The following is a 26,932-nucleotide window of genomic DNA, read 5'->3' as shown; positions in this document are numbered from 1 at the left end:
CATCGAGTATTAACAAATTCCCTTTCTGTGTAGTAAATCATGACAACAATGAACATTACGATGACCCGCATTATGATGACCATTATTATTAGTGGGGCGGGTTAGCACACAGAAAATAGTGTTTAAGAAACCCGCACCCTACAAAGTGCGGGTTTTTTTATGATTAGGTTTCAAGTTTTTAAAATACAACAATATAGAGGACAACATCATGCGCGTATTAAAATTTGGCGGTACTTCACTAGCAAACCCACAACGATTTTCCCAAGCTGGTGAGTTAATTTTACAAGCTCATCAAAAGGATCAAGCAGCAGGGGTTTTATCTGCGCCAGCAAAAATTACTAATTATTTAGTTGCTTTAGTAGATAAGACAAATAAAGGTGAAGATAAGCAGAAAGATTTCCAAGAAGCGAAACAAATATTTGAAACTATCTTAGTTGGACTAAAGCAGCAAAATGCAAAATTTGATGATGAAAAATTAAGAAATGTCGTTCAACAAGAATTCTCTCAAATCGAACATACCTTATCCCTCTTCTCTCCACAAACGCCTTGCCCAGACAATATTAATGCTTCAATTATCTCACGTGGTGAAAAACTCTCTATCGCGATTATGGCTGGATGGTTTGAAGCACAAGGCTATCAGGTTCATGTGATTGATCCAGTTAAACAGTTATTAGCACAAGGTGAATATTTGGAATCTTCGGTAGATATTGAGGAATCTACCAAACGTATTAATGCGCCAGCAATTCCAAAACAGAGTGTTGTATTAATGGCTGGTTTTACCGCAGGGAATGACAAAGGCGAGTTGATGGTATTAGGACGTAATGGTTCTGATTATTCAGCGGCAGTTTTAGCAGCTTGTTTACGTGCTGATTGTTGTGAAATTTGGACTGACGTTGATGGTGTTTATACTTGTGATCCACGTTTAGTACCAGATGCGCGTTTATTAGAAACTATGTCTTATCAAGAGGCGATGGAGCTTTCTTATTTTGGGGCAAAAGTAATTCACCCTCGTACCATTGCACCAATTGCACAATTTAATATTCCTTGCTTAATTAAAAATACAGGTAATCCATCTGCACCAGGTACATTAATTGATGGCAATGTACGTTCTGAAACGCTACAAGTAAAAGGAATTACTAATTTAAATGATGTTGCGATGTTCAATGTATCTGGTCCTGGTATGCAAGGGATGGTTGGCATGGCTGCACGCGTATTTGATACTATGTCAAAAGCGGGTATTTCTGTGATTTTAATTACTCAAGCCTCTTCAGAATATAGTATTAGTTTCTGTGTACCACAAAAATCAGTAAATAAAGCAAAAAGTGCATTAAAACGTGCGTTTGCTACTGAGTTAGCGTCAGGCGCATTAGATGAAATCGAGATTTTAGATAATCTAGCGATCATCTCTGTAGTTGGTGATGGTATGCGTAAGAGCCGTGGAATTGCAGCGAAATTCTTTACTGCATTAGCACAAGCGAATGTTAATATTGTGGCGATTGCACAAGGTTCTTCGGAACGTTCTATTTCTACCGTAGTGCCATTAAATAAAGCAATTGAAGGGGTTAAAGCAACACATCGCGCATTATTTAATAGTCAACAATCATTACGTGTATTTTTGATCGGTGCTGGTGGTGTTGGTGGTGAATTACTCGATCAAATTGCACACCAACAACAATTTCTAGCAGAGAAAAATATTGCCATTCGTGTTTGTGGTATAGCGAACTCAAAAAAAGTATTGCTTAATGTTGATGGATTAGATTTAAGTAATTGGCGTGAAGATTTAGCTAATGCGACAGAAAGCTTTTCTATTCGCCGTGTGATTGATGCGGTACAAGATCAGCACGTATTAAATCCAATTTTAGTGGATTGTACATCTAATCAAGATATTGCCGATAGTTACTTACATTTCTTAAATGCAGGTTTCCATGTAGTTACTCCGAATAAAAAAGCAAATACTTCAAGCTTGGAATACTATCATCAATTACGTGCTGCGGCGTTAGTGAATCAACGTTTATTCCTTTACGATACTAATGTAGGTGCGGGATTACCTGTTATTGAAAACTTACAAAATTTGTTAGCAGCCGGTGATGAAGTAGAAGTATTCGATGGTATTTTATCTGGTTCATTGTCATTTATTTTTGGGGAGTTAGAACAAGGTAAGCCTCTATCTGAAGTGACTCGCTTGGCAAAAGAGAAAGGATTTACAGAACCAGATCCACGTGATGATTTATCAGGACAAGATGTTGCGCGTAAATTGTTAATTTTGGCACGTGAAGCAGGTTTAGAGCTTGAGTTAAGCGATATTGAAGTGGAAGGCGTGTTACCAAAAGATTTTGCTAAAGGAAAATCAACTGCAGAATTTATGGCGATGTTACCAGAGTTGGATGCTGAATTTGATAAACGCGTAAAAGCAGCACAAGCAGAGGGTAAAGTTTTACGTTATGTTGGTGAAATTAAACACGGTAAATGCAGAGTAGCAATTAAAGCGGTAGATGCAGAGGATCCACTTTATAAAGTGAAAAATGGTGAAAATGCCCTTGCATTTTATACTCGTTATTATTCGCCAATTCCATTATTATTACGTGGTTATGGTGCAGGAAACGATGTGACTGCAGCAGGAATTTTTGCGGATATTTTGCGAACATTACGTCGCTAATTAAAGGGGTAAACTATGTTACGAATTTATGCACCTGCTTCTAGTGCGAATATTAGTGTAGGTTTTGATACACTAGGTGCGGCAATTTCACCAATTGATGGTTCATTATTAGGTGATGTGATTCAAATTGAAGATTGTGCAACACAATTTGAATTTGAAAGTGTTGGCTATTTTGTCCGTAAATTACCTAAAGAGCCACAAAAGAATATTGTTTATCAAGCATATGTATTGTTTAGTGAACGTTTAAAATTGCGCAGTCAACAAGTAAAACCATTACGGTTAACATTAGAAAAAAATATGCCAATCGGTTCTGGTTTAGGTTCAAGTGCTTGTTCGATTGTAGCGACGTTAGTGGCGTTGAATCAGTTCCATCAAGATCCTTTTTCTGATATGGAATTGTTAGAAATGATGGGAGAGTTAGAGGGGCGTATTTCTGGTTCAATCCATTACGATAATGTTGCGCCTTGTTATATGGGCGGGGTGCAATTTATGGTGCAATCGCTTGGTTCGATCTGTCAACGTTTGCCATTCTTTGATAATTGGTATTGGGTATTGGCATACCCAGGAATTGAGGTTTCAACAGCAGAAGCACGAGCAATTTTACCTAAAAGCTACACACGTCAAGATGTGATCTCACATGGGCGTTATTTAGGTAGTTTTGTGCATGCTTGTCATACTCATCAAGAAAATCTGGCTGCGGTTATGATGAAAGATGTGATTGCAGAACCGTATCGTCAGCAACTTTTACCAAATTTTGCTGAAGTTAAACAAGCAGCTCAAGATCTTGGTGCGTTAGCAACAGGAATTTCAGGATCTGGACCAACAATGTTCTCAATTGCTCCTGATCTTACTATTGCGACTAAAGTTGCAGACTATTTAGAAAAACATTATTTACAAAATAACGAAGGCTTTGTGCATATCTGTAAAGTGGATAACCAAGGCGCAAGACAACTCGGTTAATTGAGTAGAAAGGTAATACAATGAATTTATACAACATTAAACATCCTGAAGAGCAAGTCAATTTTGCTCAAGCTGTTCGTCAAGGTTTAGGCAAAGATCAAGGTTTATTCTTTCCAGAAAAATTGCCTTATTTTGAAAATGTCGATGAATTACTCGCGCTACCTTTAGTTGAACGTAGCCAACGCATTTTATCAGCGATTATTGGTGATGAAATTCCTGCTGAGCAGTTAGCAAAATTGGTTGAAAATGCGTTTACCTTTCCAGCGCCAATTACGAAAGTAGAAGAGAATGTTTATGCATTAGAGCTTTTTCACGGTCCAACGCTCGCTTTTAAAGACTTTGGTGGGCGTTTTATGGCACAAGCGTTAGCGGCTGTGCGTAAAGATGGCAAAATTACCATTTTAACGGCAACGTCAGGTGATACTGGAGCAGCCGTAGCTCATGCTTTTTATGGCTTAGAAAATATTGACGTTGTGATTCTTTATCCAAAAGGTAAGATTAGTGTATTGCAAGAAAAACTCTTTTGCACATTAGGGGGCAATATTCGTACCATTGCTATTGAAGGGGATTTCGATGCGTGCCAAGCTTTGGTAAAACAAGCTTTTGATGATCAAGAATTGCGAGAAGCTATTGGTTTAAATTCTGCAAATTCTATTAATATCAGCCGTTTATTAGCGCAAATTTGTTATTATTTTGAAGCGGCAGCACAGCTTCCAGTTGAGAAAAGAAACAATTTGGTTGTATCGGTACCAAGTGGTAATTTTGGAAATCTAACGGCAGGATTAATTGCGAAAGCGATTGGTTTACCAATTAAACGTTTTATTGCTTCAACCAATGCAAATGATACAGTGCCTCGTTATTTACGTTCTCATCAATGGGATCCTCATGCAACCGTTGCAACATTATCAAATGCAATGGATGTGAGCCGTCCAAATAACTGGCCTCGTGTTGAGGAATTATTCCGTCGTCAAGAATGGTCTTTAGCAGAGTTACATTCTGATAGTGTGACTGATGCAGAAACAGAAGAAACCTTAAAAGCGATGAATGCTAAAGGTTATGTTTGTGAACCACATGGTGCGGTTGCTTATCGTGTACTGAAAAATGATTTGGTTGAGGGTGAAACAGGTTTATTCCTTTGCACTGCACATCCAGCCAAATTTAAAGAGAGTGTAGAACGTATTTTAGGTATTGAAGTGCCATTACCAGAAGCGTTAGCTAAACATAATGCCTTACCATTATTATCAATTACAATGCCAGCTGATTTTGCTGAATTAAGAAAATTCTTATTGGCAGTAAAATAATCATAATAGAGGATTAAGTATGAATTGGTATCTTTTGACAATTAAAAAATATGCCGTATTTCAAGGACGTGCTAGGCGAAAAGAATTTTGGATGTTTGTTCTATTTAATATTCTATTCTCATTTATCCTGGGAGTTGTTGATGCTTTAATCGGCACTTATAATTGGCAAAGTGATACCGGCTTATTAAGCAGTATTTATAGTTTATTTGTTATATTGCCCAATTTAGCAGTAACGACACGTCGCTTACATGATATAAATCGTTCTGGTTGGTGGCAGTTATTATATTTGATCCCAATTATTGGTTGGCTGGTGTTATTATACTTCTTTGTATCTAAAGGAAATATAGGCGCGAATCGTTTTGGTGAAGATCCAAAACAAAATAATCTAAATACACCCGATCAAACAACAAAGTTAGTGGTATAACTCAGTTTAGTGGTAACTAATTAATTGATAAATTATTTCCCTTTTTACCCAATCAATTTTGAGTAAAAAGGGTTAATTTTTATAGCAATAGGCAGTTATTTATAAGTGATAGATTATTGTTTTGTTCCTCCAAAAGCGACACCTAATTTTTCATCTCCTTTTTCTAGAGTTGCAATACCCACGACTTCATTAGCATTTTTACCTGCAAATGATCCTGTATAATCTCCAACAAAACCGGTATTTGTTGTGGCATTACCACTAAAAGAAATGAAAGTATCAGATGAATCTTCAACTTGGGTTGCAGTTGCTATTTCTGTATTATTCAACATAATATTCTGAGTATTACTATGGATTTCACCACTAATATTTTTATTTGTGAAATCAGCTTCTAATTTCACAGTACCATTAGTAGTAATATCGTGATTTTGATCTACTAAAAGGGCGGTACCTGTATAAGTAGCTTTACCTGATAGTGTATTTAAAACCTCTCCTTTGGTTGAGTTGACAGCAGTATCTAAACGAGCAAAATCTTTTTCTCTATTATTACTAACCATTACACTATAAGCAGAATCATTTAAATTTACTGCATAAACGTTATAGCTGGCTTCATTTGTTGTAAAATTGGATTGTTTATAGCCTGAACCATTAAGCACTAAAATTTTATCAAGTTCATCATCTATTTTGTCTATTTCAGTATCATTGGTAGGGGAAACTTGTTCTCTGTTTTCTAAATATTGTTCATCGAAATGTGTAGCTAGAGATAAAGTGCTAGGATGTTGTTGCACTTGTGAGTTAGTTGTATTTGATGTGTTATTATTTTCTGAGCTTCCAGAAGAACTACATGCAGTTAAACCAACAGAGGCCAATAAGAGGGTTAATAATGATAACTTATTAATCATTTTTATTTTCCTTATAAAGTTGTTGATAAATAATGGTTATTATTATCTAAGATAATTTATTTAGGGGGGGGGGAGCAAGTCTTATTTTTAGTGAAAGATAATAAATAAGGAATACAGAATAAAGAGAAAAGTAAAATTTTAGAAGTAGATCAAATATCCAACAATCTCTATTTGCCTCCCTTTGACATTCCCAGCCCATAGATCTATATTAACAAATGGTTAACATTAAGCATTATTACTGATGCAAATTGACTTCATACTCTAGCTACATACTAATAATTTAAGGATTTAATATGGCTAATTTCTTAGGTGATTATCAAAAACACGTTGAACAAAGACAAGCAGAAGGCGTATTCCCACTACCACTTGATGCAGAACAAACTGCACAACTCATTGAACTCCTCAAAGCTCCAGCACAAGAAGATCCAAAATACCTCTTAACCTTGTTTGAAACTCGTATTCCAGCAGGGGTGGATGAAGCAGCTTACGTTAAGGCTTCGTTCTTATCTGCTTTAGTGGCAGGTGATGTAAGTTCACCATTAATTAGTCAAGAACGTGCAGTTGAATTATTAGGAACAATGCAAGGTGGTTATAATATTGAACCATTAGTGAAAGCACTTGATAATGAAAAACTTGCACCTTTAGCAGTTAAAGCGTTATCTCATACATTATTAATGTTTGATAGCTTCCATGATGTAGCGGAAAGAGCAAATGCAGGCAATCAATTTGCTAAACAAGTCCTACAATCTTGGGCAGAAGCTGAATGGTTTTTATCTCGTCCAAAATTAGCAGATAAAATTACTGTCACCGTATTTAAAGTGACAGGCGAAACAAATACAGATGATCTTTCTCCAGCACAAGATGCTTGGTCACGTCCAGATATTCCTTTACATGCAAAAGCAATGCTAAAAAATAGTCGTGATGGTATTACACCAGACAAAGAAGGGGAAGTTGGGCCAATTAGTCAAATTAATCAACTTAAAGAAAAGGGTTTCCCTCTTGCTTATGTTGGGGATGTGGTAGGAACAGGTTCATCACGTAAATCAGCCACAAACTCCGTGTTATGGCATATGGGAGATGATATTCCATTTATTCCAAATAAACGTGCTGGTGGCGTGGTATTAGGTGGCAAAATTGCTCCAATTTTCTTTAACACATTAGAAGATGCTGGTGCATTACCAATTGAGGTTGATGTAACAGCATTAAATATGGGTGATGTAATTGATATTTATCCATATGAAGGAAAAATTTGTCGTCATGATAGTGATGAAGTGTTAGCAACCTTTAGCTTAAAAACTAAAGTATTATTGGATGAAGTGCGTGCAGGTGGTCGTATTCCATTAATTATCGGTCGTGGCTTAACTCATAAAGCAAGACAAGCATTGGGCTTAGGTGAAAGTGATGTATTTGTGAAACCACAAGCTGTCGCAGCAAGTAATAAAGGCTTTACTTTAGCACAAAAACTTGTCGGTCGCGCTTGTGGTGTTGAGGGTATTCGTCCAGGACAATATTGCGAACCGCGTATGACATCAGTTGGTTCACAAGATACTACTGGCCCAATGACACGTGATGAATTAAAAGATTTGGCTTGTTTAGGTTTCTCTGCCGATTTAGTGATGCAATCTTTCTGTCATACAGCCGCATATCCAAAACCAGTTGATGTGACTACACACCATACGTTGCCTGACTTTATTATGAATCGTGGTGGGGTTTCATTACGTCCAGGTGATGGTATTATCCATTCTTGGTTAAACCGTATGTTATTACCAGATACTGTTGGAACTGGTGGTGACTCACATACTCGTTTCCCAATTGGTATCTCTTTCCCAGCAGGGTCTGGCTTAGTTGCGTTTGCTGCTGCGACTGGTGTAATGCCATTAGATATGCCTGAATCTGTATTGGTACGTTTTACTGGAACAATGCAGCCAGGTATTACGTTACGTGATTTAGTGCACGCTATTCCTTATTATGCGATTCAACAAGGCTTATTAACTGTTGAGAAGAAAGGTAAGAAAAATATCTTCTCAGGTCGTATCCTTGAAATTGAAGGGCTAGAAAATCTGAAAATTGAACAAGCATTTGAATTATCTGATGCATCAGCAGAGCGTTCAGCAGCAGCTTGTACAATTAAATTGAATAAAGAACCAATTATTGAATACCTCAATTCAAATATCACACTATTAAAATGGATGATTGCAGAGGGATATGGCGATGCTCGTACGTTAGAACGCCGTATTAAAAATATGGAAGCTTGGTTAGCAGATCCACAATTATTAGAAGCTGATCCAGATGCTGAATATGCAGCAGTGATTGAAATTAATATGGATGAAATTAAAGAGCCAATTCTTTGTGCGCCGAATGATCCTGATGATGCTCGTAAATTATCAGAAGTACAAGGTGATAAGATTGATGAAGTGTTTATCGGTTCATGTATGACAAATATTGGTCATTTCCGTGCTGCAGGTAAATTACTCAGTAAATTTGCAGACGTTATTCCAACCCGGTTATGGATCGCACCACCAACTAAGATGGATGCAGCGTTATTAACTGAAGAAGGTTATTACAGTATCTTCGGTAAGAGTGGTGCAAGAACAGAAATGCCAGGATGTTCTCTCTGTATGGGTAACCAAGCACGCGTGGCGCCTAAATCAACCGTTGTTTCGACTTCTACACGTAACTTCCCTAACCGTTTAGGTCAAGGCGCGAATGTGTACTTAGCTTCTGCTGAATTAGCGGCTGTTGCAGCATTATTAGGTAAGTTACCAACACCAGAAGAATATTTAAGTTATGCTGCTGATTTACAAAAGGATAAAGATGATACTTATCGTTATATGAATTTTGATCAAATCAATAGCTATGTGAAAAAAGCAGGAGAAGTCATTTTCCAAACCCAAGTTTAGTTTAGATTTTTTGTTGTACTTTTCTTGTTTATCTCAATAAAAGTTATCCCATCACTTAGCGTGGTGGGATTTTTTTGTTTTTCCAACAGGATAAATCTATTAAAATAACCAGTGATATGATTTAGATAATTAAGGAAGAAAAATGATTATTGTAACGGGTGGTGCAGGTTTTATCGGTAGTAATATTGTTAAAGCACTCAATGATTTAGGTCGAAAAGATATTTTAGTTGTAGATAACTTAACCGATGGTACTAAGTTTGCCAATTTAGCTGATTTAGATATTGCAGATTATTGTGATAAAGAAGATTTTATCGCATCTATTATTGCTGGTGATGATCTTGGGGATATTGAAGTCGTATTCCATGAAGGTGCTTGTTCAGCAACAACAGAATGGAATGGTAAATATATGATGCAAAACAACTATGAATATTCTAAAGAGTTATTGCATTACTGCTTAGATCGTCAAATTCCTTTCTTATATGCCTCTTCTGCGGCGACATATGGTGATCGTTTAGAATTTGTTGAAGAACGTCAATTTGAGCATCCATTAAATGTTTATGGCTATTCAAAATTCTTATTTGATCAATATGTACGTCAAATTTTACCTGAAGCAGAATCACCTGTGTGTGGCTTCCGCTATTTTAATGTTTATGGACCACGTGAAAACCACAAAGGAAGTATGGCGAGTGTTGCTTTTCATTTAAATAATCAAATTTTAAAAGGTGAAAATCCAAAATTGTTTGAAGGCAGCGAACATTTCCGCCGTGATTTTGTGTATGTAGGTGATGTGGCAGCAGTAAATATTTGGTGCTGGCAACATGGTGTTTCAGGAATTTTTAATTGCGGCACAGGCAATGCAGAAAGCTTCGCTGAGGTTGCTAAAGCAGTAGTGAAATATCATGGCAAAGGTGAAGTAGAGACAATTCCATTCCCAGAACATCTAAAGAGTCGTTATCAAGAATATACACAAGCAGATTTAACTAAATTACGTGCCACTGGTTACGATAAACCGTTTAAGAAAGTTGCGGAAGGTGTGGCTGAATATATGACATGGTTAAATAAATAATTGATATTAGGATGAAAATTTTAGTAATTGGCCCTTCTTGGGTGGGTGATATGATGATGTCGCATAGCTTATACCAAATGTTGAAGCAGCGATATCCAACATGTGAAATTGATGTTTTGGCACCAAACTGGTGCCGAGCATTGTTATCAAGAATGCCCGAAGTGAATCAAGCATTAGCGATGCCGATTGGACATGGTGAATTTAATCTTTCACAACGCTATCAGATTGGAAAATCCTTACGAGGCCAATATGATTTAGCGATTGTATTACCAAATTCATTAAAATCAGCTTTGATCCCGCTCTTTGCAAAAATTCCATTACGTCGAGGATGGAAAGGAGAAAGCCGTTATCTGTTGTTAAATGATCTCCGTAGTAATAAGCGTGATTACCCATTAATGGTGCAGCGATATATTGCATTAGCTTTTGAAAAAGGTGAGGTGCCAGTGGCTAAAGATTTGCCATTACCTTATCCTTATTTACAGACTGAACCAGCACAAGTTACGGTAACATTACAGCAATTTTCACAACGTTTTTCATTTGATCCACAACGAACAATAATTGGATTTTGTCCTGGAGCAGAATTTGGACCTGCAAAAAGGTGGCCGCATTATCATTATGCAAATTTAGCGAAATTGTTAATTCAGCGAGGACATCAAATTTGTTTATTTGGTTCTGCAAAAGATCATGCAGTTGGTGAGGAAATTCGGGCAAGTTTATCTGAGGCTGAACAGCCTTACTGTATTAATCTGGCTGGAGAAACTTCCTTACCGGAAGCTATCAATCTTATCTCTAGTTGTACAGCAGTGGTCAGTAACGATTCTGGATTAATGCATATTGCCGCCGCTTTACAGCGTCCATTAGTTGCTGTTTATGGTCCCACCAGCCCAGAATATACGCCGCCATTAGCGGAGAAAGTAAAAATTATTCGTTTAATCCGCGGTGGTTTAATTAAAGTGCGTAAAAGTAAGGATAGCCAAGAAGGTTATCATCAATCTTTAATTGATATTCAGCCTGAAATAGTACTGAATGCTTTAGACGAGCTACTTTAATTAGCTTTTATATAGATAATGGATCAAGATTGTGAAAAGCGATCTTATCCATTATTTTTTAGCCTAAAAAAGAGCAGAATTACAAGGAAATCAGGAAATATGGTATTTCGTTATATTATTTTTGTGTTTTTGCAAATATTGATCTTGATTGGAATCAAAGCGATTGATTGGTTCTTATTAAAGAAAATAACAAAGCCACAATATAAGCGCCCATTTGTATGGTTAAGTTATCTCGTGGTGAATGTATTTGTTCTATTATCTGTCTTTCATATTATTCCAAATGGATTTCGTTATTCTGCATTGTTATTAATTGGATTATGGTATATCACATTAGTCGCCATAGTTATGTTAGTGATTAACAAATTATGTCATTGGCGAGGAAAATCTTTACATACTTATCCAATTATTAGTCGAAGTGTGGCTATTATCTTACTGACAGGGTTAGTTGGATACAGTATGTATCAAGCATATGTCCCGCAAGTAGTCCATTACTCAGTAAAAATAGATAAACAGATGGCGCCGTTACGAATTGGTGTGGCGAGTGATCTTCATTTAGGTAGCTTATTTGGCGCAAAACAATTAGTAAAATTACAACAAATTTTTACTGATGAAAAAGTCGATATTGTGTTATTACCGGGCGATATTATGGATGATAACTTGGAGGCTTATTTTGCAGAGAAGATGCAACCTTATTTCGCTAAATTAAGTGCGCCATTAGGGGTATATGCAACATTAGGCAATCATGATTTTTTTCAACAACCGAATCAAATTGCTAATGAAATTAGACGTGAAGGTGTTTATTTATTAACAGATCAAGTCATTGTGGTGGCAGATAAACTGATTATTGCAGGTCGCAATGACGAATTAGATCACCATCGTCAGCCAACAGAGAAAATTTTAGCTGTACTTTCTCCAGAAATGAGGGAAAAGTTACCGATACTATTAATGGATCATCGTCCATTTTCGATTACAGAAAATAGTCAAGCTGGTGTAGATATTCAAGTTTCTGGCCATACGCATAACGGGCAGATCTTTCCAATTAACTTAATCTTAAAAGGGGTCTATCAGTTAAGTTATGGGTATCAACAATTTGCACAAATGCATACATTTGTCACGTCAGGATATGGTTTTTGGGGCGTTCCATTCCGTTTGGGGCCGCAATCTGAAGTGATGATTATTGATGTGTCATCATCTAAAGGGAAATAATCCATGCAACGTTATGATGTCGTGATTATTGGTGCCGGTGCAGCAGGATTATTTTGTGCTGCACAAATTGGTAAAAGTGGCAAATCAGTGATTGTGCTAGATAATGGGAAAAAAGCGGGACGTAAAATTTTAATGTCTGGTGGTGGTTACTGTAACTTTACTAATTTAGATGTCAGTGCAGCAAATTACCTCTCGCAAAACCCTCATTTTGTGAAATCTGCCTTAGCCCGTTATACCCAATGGGATTTTATTGGGTTAGTTGCTCAATATGGAATTGCTTATTATGAAAAAGAGTCTGGGCAATTATTTACAGATGAAGGAGCGGAGGAGATCGTCAATCTGTTATTACAAGAGTGTCGAGATGCACAGGTAACGATTCAATTATCAGTACACATTAATCGAGTGGACTCTTTAGCGTCTGGTTTTGTAGTTCAAGCTGAAAATGGGAAATGTTGGCAGGGTGAGCAACTGGTGATTGCTACTGGAGGATTATCTATGCCTAAATTAGGCGCAACGCCATTTGGTTATCAAATTGCCGAACAATGCGGGTTAAATATCATTCCGCCAAGAGCATCTTTAGTGCCTTTTACCTATTTAGAACAGGATAAGGTCTTTGCAGAGCTGGCTGGTGTTTCCTTACCAGTGACAGCAAAATCTAAGAATGGTAAGAGTTTTAGTAATGCATTGCTATTTACCCATCGAGGGATTTCGGGGCCAGCTATTTTACAAATTTCTAATTATTGGCAACCAAATGAAAGCATTGAAATTGATTTGCTGCCACAACTAAATATTTCAGAATATTTACTCGAATTACGCCATACATCGCCGAAAATACAGTTACGAACAGCATTACAACGGTTATTACCGAATAAGTTAGTGGAAATTCTCTGGCAACGTTTGGCTTTGAAAGAAGTAGTATTAGCGGATCTGAGTAAAACAACACTCATTGTCTTGGAACAAGGGTTACATCACTGGCAATTTATGCCGAATGGAACGGAAGGTTATCGTACGGCTGAAGTGACGCTAGGTGGTGTAGATACACAACATATTTCATCAAAAACTATGGAAGTGCAGGATATTAAAGGGTTGTATTTTATTGGTGAAGTATTAGATGTGACCGGATGGCTTGGTGGTTACAATTTTCAATGGGCTTGGAGCTCAGCCTATGCTTGTGCCACAGCTATAATTAATGCTCAATAAATGCGCGTATCTCGCTAAATCCAGCTAAGAATAATCCTAGTGGTGGGCGGGTAGAGTTTTGTTGTTGGTATTCTGCATTAAATTTTTTGTAGTTACCGTGCTTATCAATTTGGTACTGTACGCCATCTTTGTCAATAATGACTATCCAACGAGAATTAGCACTTAATGTCCATTTGTCTTGGTAAGATTCGTCAGAAAAGAGATTATTACCAAGCGCAAAATCGTTAATTGGGTTTTCTGCTTTAAATAGCTGTTTTAGCAAAGTTGGCGCAATATCTAAATTACTAGTTAGATGTGAAGATTGTTGTATTTGTTGTTCCTGCCAGTGCACAAGTAATGGCACATGAATTTTATCAGGAGAAAAATCAGCATCATCACCATCTTCACTAAAACCATTATCCGCAGTGACAATAATAATGGTATTTTCATACTGTTGATGTTGTTTTAGAGTATCTAGTAACTGTGCGAATGCTTGATCCACTTGTAAGAGGTTTTGTGAATATTGATAGATAGAAATAGCGGAATCACTCTGTTTTTGCTTGTTTGTTGCTGGGGTAAGTTGCGTAAGTGAAACATCAATAAAACTAAACCAAGGTTGAGCTAATGAGGAATCTTGCTTTGCATACCAGTCTTGCCATTGTTTAAATGTCGTAACATTATTTGGGTTATATTGTCTTTCTTTTTTCTCAAATAAAATAGAAAAGAGCGGTTGGGCTTCTTTTTGTGTTAGTTGGGCTTGTACTTGATAATCTAACTGCCGTAAATGTTGTAATAAAACAGGTTGCGTTTTACTAAAGAGAATACTATCAAGATAGTTACCTGGTAAGCCATAAAATAACCCAACTAACCCTTCTTGCGATTGATTGCTGCTACTGTAATTTTGTTGAAAATTTAGGGATTGCTGTGCGAATTGAGATAACGCAGGTGTTGTTGTTTCTGAAATCGCATTAGTACGTAAGCCAGAAATATTAATCAACAGAATATTAGGTTTATTTTCAATTTGAGCATAAGTCATTGCTCGTTTTGGATAATCTAAATAACGTGCATCGGCACGCCCCGTAGTCGTTAAGGTTTGTTGATAACTTTCCGCATCAAGTAGACCATTTTTTTCTAAGAATTTTCTTGCAGTCATTGGGTATGAAAGTGGGAGATTAGAACGTTGTGCGGTAATTGGACGATAAAACGTTGCATCTGCCCAAGCATAAATTAAATGCATGGCAATAAATGCTAACAGGAAACTATAAGAAACAGGGCGAATCCATTTTTGACGGGCTAGACTACGAAATTTTTGCCATGACCAGCGGGAAAATAACATCTGTAATAATAAGATAATTGGCATAGGCGCAAAGAATAATTGCCAATCTCGCGCAAGCTCACCATTTTCCGGATTAATTACTAAATCCCAGACCATTGAAGTGAGATGAATATAAAACCGTTTATAAATTTCACTGTCCACTAATAAAATAGTGGTGCACAGCGTCGCGATAATCACAGTTATACCGCGAAATGTTCGATGGTTTTTAATTAAGAAACTTAAAGGAAAAATAATTAGCAGATAAATAGCAAAGACAATAAAACTAAAATGACCAATGATGCTAATAAAAAAGTAGATTTTACCTAATAAGGTATCCGGCCAATCAGATAAAAAGGCATAACGAGAGCCAATAATAAATGAAATAATAATGTTAAAAAAAGCAAACCAATGCCCCCACGAAATTTTACGTGAGAGTTCTTCTCGATCTTGTTGGGTGTAATGCAGTTTTAACATTATTGAATGCCAATTAATGTTTTTTATGGGCTATTTCTAATGAATTTAATAAAGCTTGAGAAAATGCTTTAGCTAAAGGTAAACGTTGAGATTCTTTCACACTACTGAGTAATAAATTACTTACCATATCACCTAAAACAATTAGCGATAAATCAATGGGTGCTTGATGTTTTTCTAAGGTACTAATCATTTCATTCATTAAAGCTTCAATTTCTTTATTGGAATATTTAGAATGTGCCGCCATACAAAAATTTTTTATCAAACAAACGTGGCGGTTATCATAACAGATTTTTTGGCAAAATCGGCTAAAAATAATTGGGAAAATCTCCTATAATGGCGAATATTTTAGCAAAGGCAGTATATAGATATTATTATGAGTATAAACGTTGAACAGATCATTCTGCATCAGTTACAAAGAAAATTAACACAAGATGCAGAAACAATGGAACTCGAAACCAAGTTACGTGGTCAAACCCTCCCAGCAAATGAATTAGTACAACAACTGATGTTGGAATTACATCAGCATTATCAAGGTAAGAATAAAACATATGCTGTGTTTAATGCTGATTCCAAATTTGCACAAATGCTGAATCGATACTTAGAAAAAGAGTGGGATTTTCTTACCTTTAGTCAGCAAGCAACCCAGCTTCTTGCACAAGAGATTAGCAAATATAGTTTTGCAACAGGCGGAACATTCATTGTCAGTCAATATAATTTTTTAGCGACAGATTATCTGTTGTTAGGGTTAATTGATAGCCGTACTAGCTTGTTGGTTGACGAACAATTAGATGTTCATGGTACTCAATATTTGGATTTAAGTAAGTGCGATATTATTGCTCGCATTAATTTAACTGAGTTAAATGTTGATGCACAATCTAACCGCTACCTTACCTTTCTAAAAGGGCGTATTGGACGCAAGGTGGGCGATTTCTTTATGGATTTTTTAGGTGCAGAAGAAGGGTTAAATCCAAAAGTCCAAAATCAGATTTTGGTTCAAGCGGTACAAGATTATTGCCATCAAACAGAAGTTGAGCCAGAAAAGGCAAAAGAAGTTAAACAGCAAGCGTTAGCTTATTGTAAGGCGAGAGCTGATGAAGGTGAGGAAATTGATGTTGTTGCTTTATCAGCAGAAATGGCGCCACTCAATGGACGTTCATTTGTAGAGTTTGCCCAAGCAGAAGCATATGAACTCGAAGAGAATATTCCTCCATTGCCAGCAACGTTGAAAAAGTTGGAGAAATTTGCAGGTTCAGGACGTGGAGTAACGCTAACTTTTGATGCTGCTTTATTAGGCGAACGGATTGTATGGGATGAGGCACAGGATACCCTATTAATAAAAGGATTACCTGCAAACTTACGTGATCAATTACAGCGGAATAAATATTAAATTGGCATTTCACCTAAGTTTAGGTATTATCATTTTGAGTTAACAATTATTAAGAAGGCTAACTATTATGAAATTAAGAATTGTTTTGTTGTCATCGCTTTTTGCATTCGGTATTTCTGCGTGTTCTACGCCAGTAGGTAAGTTGGTTTACCGTATTGATGTACCACAAGGAAATTATCTTGATGCGACAACAGTAGAAAAATTACAAAAAGGAATGACACAAGAACAAGTGCAGTATTTGCTTGGTACGCCATTATTAGTTGATCCATTTAATCAATCAAATTGGGTCTATGTACAAAGAATCCAAAAAGGACATGAAGATCCAGTAGAGAAAAAATTAGTAGTACATTTTAATCAACAAAAAACAGTAGAAAGTTTCGACTATTCGCCGGAGTTGGCACAAGCTGAAGTGCAAAAAGTTGAACAACCAAAATCAGAAACAACAGAAGAAAGTAAATCTTGGTGGCAATTCTGGAAATAAATTGGAGATAACAAAAAACCTACCAGATTCGGTAGGTTTTTTCTTGTTCTTATTTTGAACTTGGAATGCTGAAACGTTTGTTGAAGCGTTCAACACGACCACCAGTATCAACAACACGTTGTTTACCAGTATAGAATGGGTGGCATTTTGCACATACGTCTAAGCTGATATCGTGACCTACAGTAGAACGAGTTTTGATCACATTACCGCAAGAACAAGTTGCTGTAATTTCTTTATATTCTGGATGAATACCTTGTTTCATAATAACCTCAAATTTTCATGTGCCGCTATTGATCTCCTTTGAACCAACACCGCACATATTTTTACAAAAAAATATCGCCAAGAGGCGACAGTAAAAAGGAGACTGAATGATATAGGAGTTGCTTAAAAATTTCAATATAAAAAGCAGGAGTATTGATAAAAATTGCTTGGTGGTTAGAGGAAAAACAGAAAATTCTCTATAATAAATCGGATGTGTGTAGATGTAAGGTCAATAATGAAGATAGTTCGAGTTGCGTTAGATATTTCGTTGAGAAATCAATTTGATTACTTATTGCCAGAGGGGGTAGAAGTATCTATTGGAGCAAGGGTATTAGTCCCTTTTGGTACGCAAAAACGTATTGCTATAGTGACAGAGTTCCCAACAAATAGTGATGTAGAACAGTTAAAGGAAATTTTAAAGGTATTAGATAAAGATCCGATTTTTGATCATAAAATCTGGCAGTTATTACTATGGGCAAGAGATTATTATCATCATCCGATTGGGGAAGTTCTTTTTTCAGCGCTCCTAGTTAAATTGCGGAAGGGAGAGACCTTAACTACAAAACGTTCTGCTTTTTATCAATTAACCTCTTTAGGGCAACAAGCTGTTACTACTGGGGAATTAACGAGAAAACCACGTCAAGCTGAGATGTTACAGTTTTTGCAACAGCAGCAATATTTAGAAAAACAAAGTGATATTTTTTCTCATGGAGTGAAAAAAAGTTTATTAGAAAGCGGTTATATTGAAGTAGTTGAAGTTGAGGAGAACACACCAGAATGGTGTGAGATACTTCAGCCTGAACAATTAGTCCAGACAAAAAATAAACTAACCTTAAATAAAGAACAAGCATTAGCTGTTAGTCAAATCAGCCTATGTGAAGGGTTTCATGTTTGGTTATTACAAGGTGTAACCGGATCAGGTAAAACGGAAGTTTATCTGCAAGTAATGGAAGAGATCCTGAAAAAAGGACAGCAAATATTAGTTTTAGTTCCAGAAATTGGTTTAACACCACAAACGATTCGACGTTTTAATTTACGTTTTAATGTACCCATAGCTGTGATGCATTCAAATATGAATGATACGGAAAGGTTGCAAGCTTGGCAGGCAGCAAAACAAAATAAAGTGGCGATTGTGATTGGTACTCGTTCTGCCATTTTTACCCAGTTTTATAATTTAGGCTTAATTGTATTAGATGAAGAGCATGATCAATCTTTTAAACAGCAAGAGGGTTGGCGTTATCATGCTCGTGATCTGGCGGTATATCGAGCAAATCAGCATCAGATCCCGATTATTTTAGGTAGTGCGACACCAAGTTTAGAAAGCCTGAATAATGTAGCTAGGAAAAAGTATCATCTAATTTTATTACGATATCGAGCGAATAATCAGATTGCAAACAATCAGATGGTAGTGGATTTAAAAACACAACCTTTAGAGAATGGTCTTTCCATCACGCTATTACGGCAAATGAAAAGAGTATTAGAGCAGGGTGAACAGGTATTACTGTTTCTTAATCGGCGCGGTTTTGCACCAGTTTATTTGTGCCATGATTGTGGGACGGTAGAGTTATGCAGTCATTGTGATAAACCTTATACTTATCATCAATTCCGTCATATTTTGCAGTGCCATCATTGTGGTGCTCAGAAGCCAATTCCGTTTCAGTGTTCTCATTGTGGTTCAACAAATTTATTAACAACAGGTATAGGGACGGAACAATTAGAAACCATCTTGCAACAAAAATTTCCAGATTATCAAGTGGTTCGCCTAGATCGTGATAGCACAGCAAGAAAAGGGGTGTTAGAACACTATTTACAAGAAATTTCGCAAGGAAAACGACAAATCTTGATTGGTACTCAAATGTTAGCAAAAGGGCATCATTTCCCAAATGTTGGATTGGTCGGGTTAATCAATATTGATAGTGCGTTATTTTCTGCGGACTTTCGTGCAGAAGAGCGTTTAGCGCAATTATATGTACAAGTGGCTGGTAGAACAGGGCGCGGTGAAAAAGCCGGGCTGGTATTGCTACAAACGCATTATCCTGATCATCCATTATTTAAAACTTTAATTTCTGAAGGTTATCCAGAATTTAGCCGACAAGCTTTACAACAACGTTATCAATTTCAATTACCGCCCTATCATTATCAAGCAATTGTAAAAGCAACTGGTAGAGATGAGGAAAAAGTTAAACAGGCATTACAACAATTAGTGGATCAAGTTTATAGAATAATGCAAGAACAGCAATTACCTTGCCAGCTTATTGGGCCATTGCCAGCATTAGTAGAGAAAAAAGCGGGACGTTATCGTTGGTATCTTTTATTACAACATCAGCAACGAAGTGTTTTACATCAGTTGTTATTTGTAGTAGAAAACTTATTATCAAGTATTAAATTCCCTACTAATATTAGGTTATCCTTAGATATTGATCCTTATGATTTCGGTTAATAGTGGTGGTTAATGGGTTAAAATTTCAGTAAAATTAGCGCCCGTTTTATTGTTTTATCAATTAAAGATAGTTAGGAAAAAGTTGTGGTTCAACGTGATTATGTTTCAAGAGGCGCACCCTCTAGAAGAAGACAACAAAAAAGCAATGGTAGAAAAAAAATATTATTAGCCTTAATTTTAGCGATTATTGCAGCGTTTGTAATTGGCTTGTTCTTTTTAAAAGAAAACTCTCCAGTAAATAAAGAGATTACAGCAACAACAGATACTTTACCGACCACGAAGAAGAGTACATTACCAAGTCGTCCTGAAGAAGTATGGAGTTATATCAAACAGTTAGAAACAAGAGAAGTTCCAGTTGATGATAATGTGTCTTCAGTAGCAAAAAATGTACAATTGACGGAAGAACAGAAAAAGATTTTATTACAGCTAGAACAAGATAAATTAGCAGAACAAGCGAAACAAAAAGCAGAGGAACAAGCTCGAATTAAAGCAGAAGAACAAGAAAAATTGGCTCAAGCAAAAGCTGCTCAAACTCAAGCAACAACGACAAAAAATAGCCCTGAGAAGGTAACTAAACCAACAACAGCAATAACAACGAATAAGACAATCGTTACTGAAGCAAAATCGGATAGCGAAAGTAAAAAGAGTAGTGATAAAGGTGGACGTAAGTATGGTTTACAATGTGGTGCATTTAAAAATAAAACACAGGCAGAAACCTTACAAGGTCGCTTAGTGATCAGTGGTTTTAACGCATTTACTAAGAGTTCATCAGATTGGACTCGAGTATTTATTGGACCTCTAGAAAGTTATAACGCAGCATCAAGTGCAAAATCAACGCTAAGTTCAAAAGGTGTTGATTGTGTAGTGGTCGGGATGTAAAAGATAAAAAGTGAATAAGTGCATGATGTATAAATCATGCACTTATTTTATGTTTGAGGATTTGTAGAAGAGTGATCTACTAATAAATAAGCACCCTTAGCGATCATACGTAATTGTAAAATCACGCGATGTTTCAGCGCTTCGCGTTCTTGATTGTTCATATCTAACGCATGCGAGCCAGCAGTAAAAACAAGTGTCACCATTCCCTCTGCTTGAGCTTTAGCAACATAATCGGGGATGCCTTTGTCTTTATTCATAATGTATTCCGCTAATTCGGCAACAAAGTGGTTAATTTCACGAGAAGCCGCAGTACGAAACTCTTGTGAAGTCCCAGAGCTTTCTCGGAGTAATAGACGAAAAACATTTGGACGATTAGCAATAAACTCAAAGAATGTTTCTACTGAAATAACAATAACACTTCCACCATCAGCAATACGCTTACGAGCTTGTCGCATTAATTGACGCAGTATTAATCCAGCTTCATCGACCATACTTAACCCAAGTTCATCCATATCGCGAAAATGACGATAAAATGAAGTGGGCGCAATACCCGCTTCTCGACTCACTTCACGTAAACTTAAATTAGAAAAACTTTTTTCGGCACTAAGCTGTTCAAAAGCGGCATCAATTAATGCTCGTCGTGTTTTTTCTTTTTGCTTCGCTCGGATTCCACTCATGATGATTAATCTTTAGTTGGGGTAACAAGTAATGGTTTAATATTTTTTTCCACTAGTTGAGCGACTCGTTGATAACGAGCGCGTAGTGGTGAACCTGGACGATAAATTAATCCAATAGAGCGGTATGGGCGAGGGTCGACACAAGGAATGTATTTTACCCCTTGTCGAGAACGTTCATTTAATACGGCTAATTCAGGAATAAAGGTAATTCCTGCATTTGCAGCAACCATATTACGTAGCGTTTCTAAACTCGTTGCCTGATAATGGGTATTCTCTTTTGCACCAGCCACAAAACAATAGCCTAAGGCTTGATCACGGAAACAATGGCCATCATCAAGCATTAATAGTTCATAATTTTTTAAACGCTCAAGCGGAATTTCTTTTTCTTTTGCAAGCGGATGTTTATCCGATACAGCAATTAACATAGCTTCATCATAAATTGGAATTTCCATAAATGCTGAAGTTTCTTTAACTAATGCAACGATAGCACAATCTAGTTGCCCTTTTTCTAATTGTTCTAATAGTTGATGAGTTTGCGCTTCGTAGAGATAAACTTCTAACTCAGGAAAAGCTTCGCGTAACATAGGAATCATATAAGGTAAGAGATATGGGCCAATGGTAGGAATCATACCGATATGTAATGGTCCAGTCATATCTTTACCTTGATTACTTGCCATTTCACGGAGTAATTGAACTTCACGTAGTACATTTCGGGCTTGATCTACTAATAGTAAACCTGATTGAGTAAATAAGACTTTACGACTGGTTCGCTCTAATAAAATAATCCCTAATTCATCTTCTAATTTACGGATTTGTCCGCTTAATGTTGGTTGACTAACATGGCAAGCATCTGCGGCTTTACGGAAATGTTTATGGTCAGAAAGTGCAACTAAATACTCAAGATCCCGAAGATTCATAACGCTTCTCCTTTATAGGTTATGACGATTGAAAATGATATTTTTAATTGAGAGAAACTATATCATATTTATTGTTTAGTACAATTATTTTCTGTAGGTAACCACTGTTTTATAAGTTCATCAGTAATCAGTTTATGTGACCATAAACTGGTGATTGCTGGTTGTGGAAATTGATTGTGGTTATAAGCAATCAGTTTTCTAAAATCAAAAGCAGCATGTGGGTAATTATTAATTAATAATAAGGCGAAATAACCATCTTCAGACCAACAAATTTGTAATTTTCTGGCGGTGTCTTTTTGATCAACGGAAGTGACATTATAAATATGTAAGCTGTCAACAATTGCTTCATTTTGTTGGGTATCAATGGCATAAAAATAACCTGTATCACCATCATCTTCGAATACAACTGCAAGGTGATCGTGTTGATTAGAATGCGTACCGACTTGTTTTGGTTGACTAATAAAAAGCTGATCTTCAAGTGTTAAATGCAACATAACTATTCCTTATAAGAAGGTTGATAAGTGATGATTAAGATGCTGAATACAATGTTCTAGAATTTGTTGTTCCTGTTCAGTAAAGCGCGCAAATTTTGGACTATCAATATCTAATACACCGATAATTTTGTCATTTTGATAAAGTGGTAACACGATTTCAGAATTACTTGCACTATCGCAAGCAATATGCCCATCAAATTGATGAACATTATCAACACGTAATACTTTATTTTGAGCCACAGCTTGACCACAAACGCCTTTACCAACAGGAATACGAGTGCAGGCAATTTTACCTTGGAATGGTCCTAAAGTAAGTACGTTTTCTGAATTTAGTAGATAAAATCCAACCCAATTAATATCCGTCAAATATTGATTTAACAATGCAGAAGTGTTGGCTAATACACTAATTAGATTATTATCTCCTTCGATTAAGGCTTGCAGAATTTGAGGTAAGGTATTGATATCATGATCAGTGTAAGAAAACATAGTCTCTCCTAAGCAAATAAAAGCCGAAAGGAAATCCTTTCGGCCCAGAATAAAATGAAAAATTAAAAAATTACCAGCCTTTCACGACAGAATCTTTAAATTCTTCCATTGCTTTTTTATACACTTCTTCTGTGTTATATGCTTTTACAAAATTTTGTACATCTGGATCAGCTTTATTGTCTTCACGAGCAACAATGATATTTACATATGGAGAATCTTTATCTTCTACAAAAACAGCATCTTTGCTTGGATATAAACCAGCTTGACCAGCAAATGTATTGTTGATGATAGCGAGATCTACTTGACCTAAAGTACGTGGAATTAAGTTAGCATCAAGAGTTTTGATATTCAGATTTTTTGGATTTTCAACAATATCTAATGTAGTTGGTGTTAAACCTGTACCTGCTTTTAATTTGATTAAACCTTGAGCTTGTAATAAAAGTAATGCACGACCACCGTTAGTTGGATCGTTTGGAATAGCCACAGTAGCGCCATCTTTTAATTCGCTGGCTTTTTTGATGGTTTTAGAATAAGCCGCAATTGGGTAAACAAAAGTATTACCAACGATAACTAAGTCAGTCCAACCACGATCTTTCATCTGAGAATCTAAATAAGGTTTATGTTGGAAAGCATTTGCATCAATAAGTTTGTTTTCTAATGCTGCATTTGGCGTTACATAGTCAGTAAATGGAACTAACTCAACTTCTAGATCATATTTATCTTTTGCAATTTTTTTTGCTGTTTCAGCAACAGTCATTTCAGGACCAGTTTGGATACCTACTTTAATTTTGCCATCTTTAGCGAATGCTGATGATGAAAATGCAATTGCAGCAGATAATGCACTAATTGTTAAGATGTTTTTGATTTGCATATAAGAATCTCCTTGGATTATTTATGATTAAAATGACGGACAAGCTGATCACCAATAGTTTGAATCACTTGTACCATAATAACGAGGATAACAATGGTTGCGATTAAGATTTCAGGCACATAAGTTTGATAACCATACTGAATACCAACATAGCCTAAACCGCCGCCACCAACAGTACCAGCCATTGCAGAGTAGTTAACTAATGCGACTAAAGTAATTGTGATTGCATTAATAATACTTGGTAATGCTTCTGGTAATAAAAATTTAGTAATAATTTGGAAGTTACTTGCTCCCATAGCACGAGCCGCTTCGGTTAATCCAGATGGAATTTCCATTAATGCCCCTTCAACTAAACGAGCAACAAAAGGAATAGCTGAAATAGTTAAAGGAACAATTGCTGCGGTTGTACCGATAAAAGTACCTAAAATCAGCATAGTAAATGGGATAATTGCCACCAGTAGAATAACGAATGGTACTGAACGTCCTACATTCACGATAGCACTAAGAATTGTATTAAGACTTTTATTCTCTTTAATTTGTCCTTTTTTTGTAATAAATAGAACAACACCAAGTGGAATACCAAATAAAGCTGCAAAGAGACCAGATGCAAACACCATATATAATGTTTCTAATGTTGCATTGCCAATTAAAGTCCAAACTTGAGGAGTTAACACATCAAACATAACCTAATACCTCAACACGCACATTGTGTTCCATTAAATAAATTTTCGCTTGTGTAATAGCATCTTCATCACCTTCTATTTCTGCAATCACAAAGCCAAATTTAACGCCACCGGCATAATCAATTTGTGAAGTCAAGATACTTAAATCAATACCAAATTTCTTCGATGCAAGAGAGAGAAGCGGCGCATCTACAGAACGACCAGTAAATTCAAATTTTATTAGTGGATAAGATTCAGCATTGCGAGGTGAATCACTAAGTTGTGCTAAATATTCATCAGGTAAATTGATATGGAATGTTGAACGAATAAAATCTTGGGCTAATTGTGTTTTTGGATTTGAGAAAATTTCACTGACAGAACCTTGTTCAACTAAACAACCTTTATCAATAATAGCAACTTGATCGCAGATCTGTTTCACAACATCCATTTCATGAGTAATTAAAAGAATGGTAATTCCTAAATTACGATTAATTTCTTTTAATAGACGTAAAATTGATTGTGTTGTTGCAGGATCTAGAGCACTAGTAGCTTCATCACACAATAATACTTTTGGATCACTTGCTAAGGCACGAGCAATCGCAACACGTTGCTTTTGTCCTCCGGATAAATTACTTGGATAAGCATCTTTCTTATCCGCTAAACAAATCATATTTAAAAGTGAATTGACTTTTTCGGTAATTTTCTCTTTTGGAGTACCATTTAATTCTAGTGGCAAAGCTATATTACCGAATACTGTTCTACAACTTAGCAAATTGAAATGTTGGAAAATCATGCCAATTTGACGACGAGCTTGCACAAGTTCAGATTGCGATAATTGCATTAAATTTTTGTCATCAACAATAACATTACCGCTAGTTGGGCGCTCCAAAAGGTTGACACAACGAATTAGAGTGCTTTTACCAGCACCTGATGCACCAATTACCCCAACAATTTTTCCTTGTGGAATATGTAAAGAAACATTGTCCAAAGCCGTAAGCTGTCGACCATTGACTTGGAAAGTTTTATAGATATTTTCTAATTTGATCATTTTTTACTTAATTAAGTGGATAACAGAAAATTATCGAGTATTTTAGACGTCTAGATAGCTATGTCAATAAGTTTTTATAAACTTTAGTTATTAATGATTAAATCTTATTTCTTTATTATGATCTGAAAAGATGAATTAACATTGAAACAATAAGTTTTGTTATAGTAAGTTGGCTATTAAATAGAAGACATAATAAAGAGGAATAAATGAAGAAAGCGATTTTTTTAGATCGGGATGGCACATTAAATATTGATCATGGCTATGTTCATACGATTGATCAGTTTCAGTTTATTGAAGGAAGTATTGAAGCTTTAAAAGTATTACAAGATATGGGATATGCTTTAGTGTTAGTGACCAATCAATCTGGTATTGCTAGAGGGTATTATACGGAAGAAGAGTTCAATCAATTAACAGAATGGATGGACTGGTCTTTAGAAGATAGAGGAGTACATCTGGATGGAATTTATTATTGTCCACACCACCCAGAAGGAATTGGCGAATATCGTCAGGAATGTGACTGTCGTAAGCCAAAAGCTGGAATGTTGCTAGAGGCAATTAGAGATCTTCATCTTGATCCTAATCAGTCAATAATGGTTGGTGATAAATTAGATGATGTATTGGCAGGGCAAGCGGCAAATATAAAGCATACAGTTTTAGTAAAAACAGGGAAGGATATTTCTACTGAAATTGCAGCTAAGGCAGATTATGTTATTGATTCTATTGCAGAACTTCCAGAGTTGCTTAAAGAGATAAATTTTAAGAAGTTTAAAAAGTAGGCGATCGATCTTTTTTTGAAAAAAAAGACTTGCACAGAAATTTGGAATCACTATAATGCACCTCCGCAACGACGCTGAAGTGTGAAGTGAAAAAGAAAGCGTCGTTTTTTTGTTCTTTAACAAC

25 protein-coding genes are annotated in these 26,932 nt (G+C 36.2%); 14 read left to right on the top strand and 11 right to left on the bottom strand.

Features of this window, described 5'->3' with window-relative positions; genetic code table 11:
* Positions 1-208: 208 nt before the first annotated feature.
* Genes thrA through QV06_RS05070 form a run of 4 tightly spaced genes read left to right on the top strand, consistent with a single transcriptional unit; the run spans position 209 to position 5,341 of the window.
* Complete coding sequence (gene thrA / locus QV06_RS05085; RefSeq protein ID WP_065237224.1) at positions 209-2,656, top strand: bifunctional aspartate kinase/homoserine dehydrogenase I; 2,448 nt, start codon at positions 209-211, stop codon at positions 2,654-2,656.
* Between the two features lie 15 nt (positions 2,657-2,671).
* A complete protein-coding gene (gene thrB / locus QV06_RS05080; protein ID WP_065237223.1) occupies positions 2,672-3,616 on the top strand; it encodes a homoserine kinase in 945 nt (314 codons plus the stop codon).
* A 20-nt stretch (positions 3,617-3,636) separates the two neighbouring features.
* Entirely contained in the window at positions 3,637-4,917 is a 1,281-nt protein-coding gene (thrC, locus tag QV06_RS05075; RefSeq protein WP_065237222.1) for a threonine synthase, read from the top strand.
* Positions 4,918-4,936: 19 nt separating this feature from the next.
* Positions 4,937-5,341, top strand: coding sequence for a DUF805 domain-containing protein (locus tag QV06_RS05070; protein ID WP_065237221.1), 405 nt, complete (start codon positions 4,937-4,939; stop codon positions 5,339-5,341).
* A 113-nt stretch (positions 5,342-5,454) separates the two neighbouring features.
* Here QV06_RS05070 and QV06_RS05065 read toward each other — a convergent pair whose 3' ends face one another.
* Entirely contained in the window at positions 5,455-6,240 is a 786-nt protein-coding gene (locus QV06_RS05065) for a factor H binding protein domain-containing protein (RefSeq protein ID WP_065237220.1), read from the bottom strand.
* 293 nt (positions 6,241-6,533) lie between these two features.
* On the opposite strand from QV06_RS05065, the gene acnB reads away from it, so the two are divergent.
* The 5 genes from acnB (at position 6,534) to QV06_RS11680 (ending at position 13,661) form a co-directional block, all read left to right on the top strand.
* Positions 6,534-9,140 carry a bifunctional aconitate hydratase 2/2-methylisocitrate dehydratase gene (gene acnB / locus QV06_RS05060; RefSeq protein ID WP_065237219.1) on the top strand — a complete coding sequence of 869 codons (2,607 nt, stop codon included), beginning with the start codon at positions 6,534-6,536 and terminating at the stop codon, positions 9,138-9,140.
* Positions 9,141-9,282: 142 nt separating this feature from the next.
* Positions 9,283-10,206, top strand: coding sequence for an ADP-glyceromanno-heptose 6-epimerase (rfaD, locus tag QV06_RS05055; protein ID WP_065237218.1), 924 nt, complete (start codon positions 9,283-9,285; stop codon positions 10,204-10,206).
* An 11-nt stretch (positions 10,207-10,217) separates the two neighbouring features.
* Positions 10,218-11,255 carry a lipopolysaccharide heptosyltransferase II gene (gene waaF / locus QV06_RS05050; protein WP_065237217.1) on the top strand — a complete coding sequence of 346 codons (1,038 nt, stop codon included), beginning with the start codon at positions 10,218-10,220 and terminating at the stop codon, positions 11,253-11,255.
* 99 nt (positions 11,256-11,354) lie between these two features.
* Positions 11,355-12,461 (top strand): metallophosphoesterase, encoded by a 1,107-nt coding sequence (locus QV06_RS11685; protein WP_065237216.1) that lies wholly within the window; start codon positions 11,355-11,357, stop codon positions 12,459-12,461.
* 3 nt (positions 12,462-12,464) lie between these two features.
* Positions 12,465-13,661: an NAD(P)/FAD-dependent oxidoreductase gene (locus QV06_RS11680; protein WP_065237215.1), complete on the top strand. Its 1,197-nt coding sequence runs from the start codon at positions 12,465-12,467 to the stop codon at positions 13,659-13,661.
* Here QV06_RS11680 and QV06_RS05035 read toward each other — a convergent pair.
* Together QV06_RS05035 and QV06_RS05030 are read right to left on the bottom strand one after the other, a co-directional pair.
* Positions 13,648-15,429 (bottom strand): DUF3413 domain-containing protein, encoded by a 1,782-nt coding sequence (locus QV06_RS05035; RefSeq protein ID WP_065237214.1) that lies wholly within the window; start codon positions 15,427-15,429, stop codon positions 13,648-13,650. The genes QV06_RS11680 and QV06_RS05035 overlap by 14 nt on opposite strands.
* Before the next feature lie 13 nt (positions 15,430-15,442).
* Positions 15,443-15,673, bottom strand: coding sequence for a DUF1414 domain-containing protein (locus tag QV06_RS05030; protein ID WP_065237213.1), 231 nt, complete (start codon positions 15,671-15,673; stop codon positions 15,443-15,445).
* A 129-nt stretch (positions 15,674-15,802) separates the two neighbouring features.
* Here QV06_RS05030 and yejK point away from each other — a divergent pair, with 129 nt between their 5' ends.
* A complete protein-coding gene (yejK, locus tag QV06_RS05025; protein ID WP_065237212.1) occupies positions 15,803-16,816 on the top strand; it encodes a nucleoid-associated protein YejK in 1,014 nt (337 codons plus the stop codon).
* A 67-nt stretch (positions 16,817-16,883) separates the two neighbouring features.
* Positions 16,884-17,297, top strand: coding sequence for an outer membrane protein assembly factor BamE (gene bamE / locus QV06_RS05020; protein ID WP_065237211.1), 414 nt, complete (start codon positions 16,884-16,886; stop codon positions 17,295-17,297).
* A gap of 49 nt (positions 17,298-17,346) precedes the next feature.
* Here the strand turns inward: bamE and rpmE are convergent, their stop codons facing one another.
* Complete coding sequence (rpmE, locus tag QV06_RS05015; protein ID WP_065235376.1) at positions 17,347-17,559, bottom strand: 50S ribosomal protein L31; 213 nt, start codon at positions 17,557-17,559, stop codon at positions 17,347-17,349.
* 234 nt (positions 17,560-17,793) lie between these two features.
* Here rpmE and priA point away from each other — a divergent pair, with 234 nt between their 5' ends.
* Positions 17,794-19,998 (top strand): primosomal protein N', encoded by a 2,205-nt coding sequence (gene priA, locus QV06_RS05010; protein WP_065237210.1) that lies wholly within the window; start codon positions 17,794-17,796, stop codon positions 19,996-19,998.
* A gap of 84 nt (positions 19,999-20,082) precedes the next feature.
* Complete coding sequence (gene ftsN, locus QV06_RS05005) at positions 20,083-20,877, top strand: cell division protein FtsN (protein ID WP_065237209.1); 795 nt, start codon at positions 20,083-20,085, stop codon at positions 20,875-20,877.
* A gap of 47 nt (positions 20,878-20,924) precedes the next feature.
* Here ftsN and fabR read toward each other — a convergent pair whose 3' ends face one another.
* The 7 genes from fabR to metN all read right to left on the bottom strand — a co-directional run bounded on the left by fabR (position 20,925) and on the right by metN (position 26,032).
* Complete coding sequence (fabR, locus tag QV06_RS05000) at positions 20,925-21,554, bottom strand: HTH-type transcriptional repressor FabR (protein WP_065237208.1); 630 nt, start codon at positions 21,552-21,554, stop codon at positions 20,925-20,927.
* 5 nt (positions 21,555-21,559) lie between these two features.
* A complete protein-coding gene (gene oxyR, locus QV06_RS04995) occupies positions 21,560-22,471 on the bottom strand; it encodes a DNA-binding transcriptional regulator OxyR (RefSeq protein WP_065237207.1) in 912 nt (303 codons plus the stop codon).
* A 68-nt stretch (positions 22,472-22,539) separates the two neighbouring features.
* Positions 22,540-22,965 (bottom strand): DUF2251 domain-containing protein, encoded by a 426-nt coding sequence (locus QV06_RS04990; RefSeq protein WP_065237206.1) that lies wholly within the window; start codon positions 22,963-22,965, stop codon positions 22,540-22,542.
* A 9-nt stretch (positions 22,966-22,974) separates the two neighbouring features.
* On the bottom strand, positions 22,975-23,451 hold the full coding sequence (locus tag QV06_RS04985; protein WP_065237205.1) for a GAF domain-containing protein: 477 nt from the start codon (positions 23,449-23,451) through the stop codon (positions 22,975-22,977).
* A gap of 70 nt (positions 23,452-23,521) precedes the next feature.
* The gene (locus tag QV06_RS04980) at positions 23,522-24,322 is read right to left on the bottom strand and encodes a MetQ/NlpA family lipoprotein (RefSeq protein ID WP_065237204.1); all 801 of its coding nucleotides are present in this window, start codon (positions 24,320-24,322) and stop codon (positions 23,522-23,524) included.
* Between the two features lie 17 nt (positions 24,323-24,339).
* A complete protein-coding gene (locus QV06_RS04975) occupies positions 24,340-25,005 on the bottom strand; it encodes a methionine ABC transporter permease (protein ID WP_065237203.1) in 666 nt (221 codons plus the stop codon).
* On the bottom strand, positions 24,998-26,032 hold the full coding sequence (metN, locus tag QV06_RS04970) for a methionine ABC transporter ATP-binding protein MetN (RefSeq protein ID WP_065237202.1): 1,035 nt from the start codon (positions 26,030-26,032) through the stop codon (positions 24,998-25,000). The genes QV06_RS04975 and metN overlap by 8 nt, the downstream gene beginning before the upstream one ends.
* A 206-nt stretch (positions 26,033-26,238) precedes the next feature.
* Between metN and gmhB the strand changes: the two genes are divergently transcribed.
* A complete protein-coding gene (gmhB, locus tag QV06_RS04965; RefSeq protein ID WP_065237201.1) occupies positions 26,239-26,808 on the top strand; it encodes a D-glycero-beta-D-manno-heptose 1,7-bisphosphate 7-phosphatase in 570 nt (189 codons plus the stop codon).
* Positions 26,809-26,932: the final 124 nt, after the last annotated feature.

The sequence above is a fragment of the Gallibacterium genomosp. 3 genome (assembly GCF_001678475.1).
GTDB classification, from domain to species: domain Bacteria; phylum Pseudomonadota; class Gammaproteobacteria; order Enterobacterales; family Pasteurellaceae; genus Gallibacterium; species Gallibacterium faecale.
Note: the sequence above shows the minus strand (reverse complement) of the source record. Positions and strands in the feature narration are given on the sequence as shown.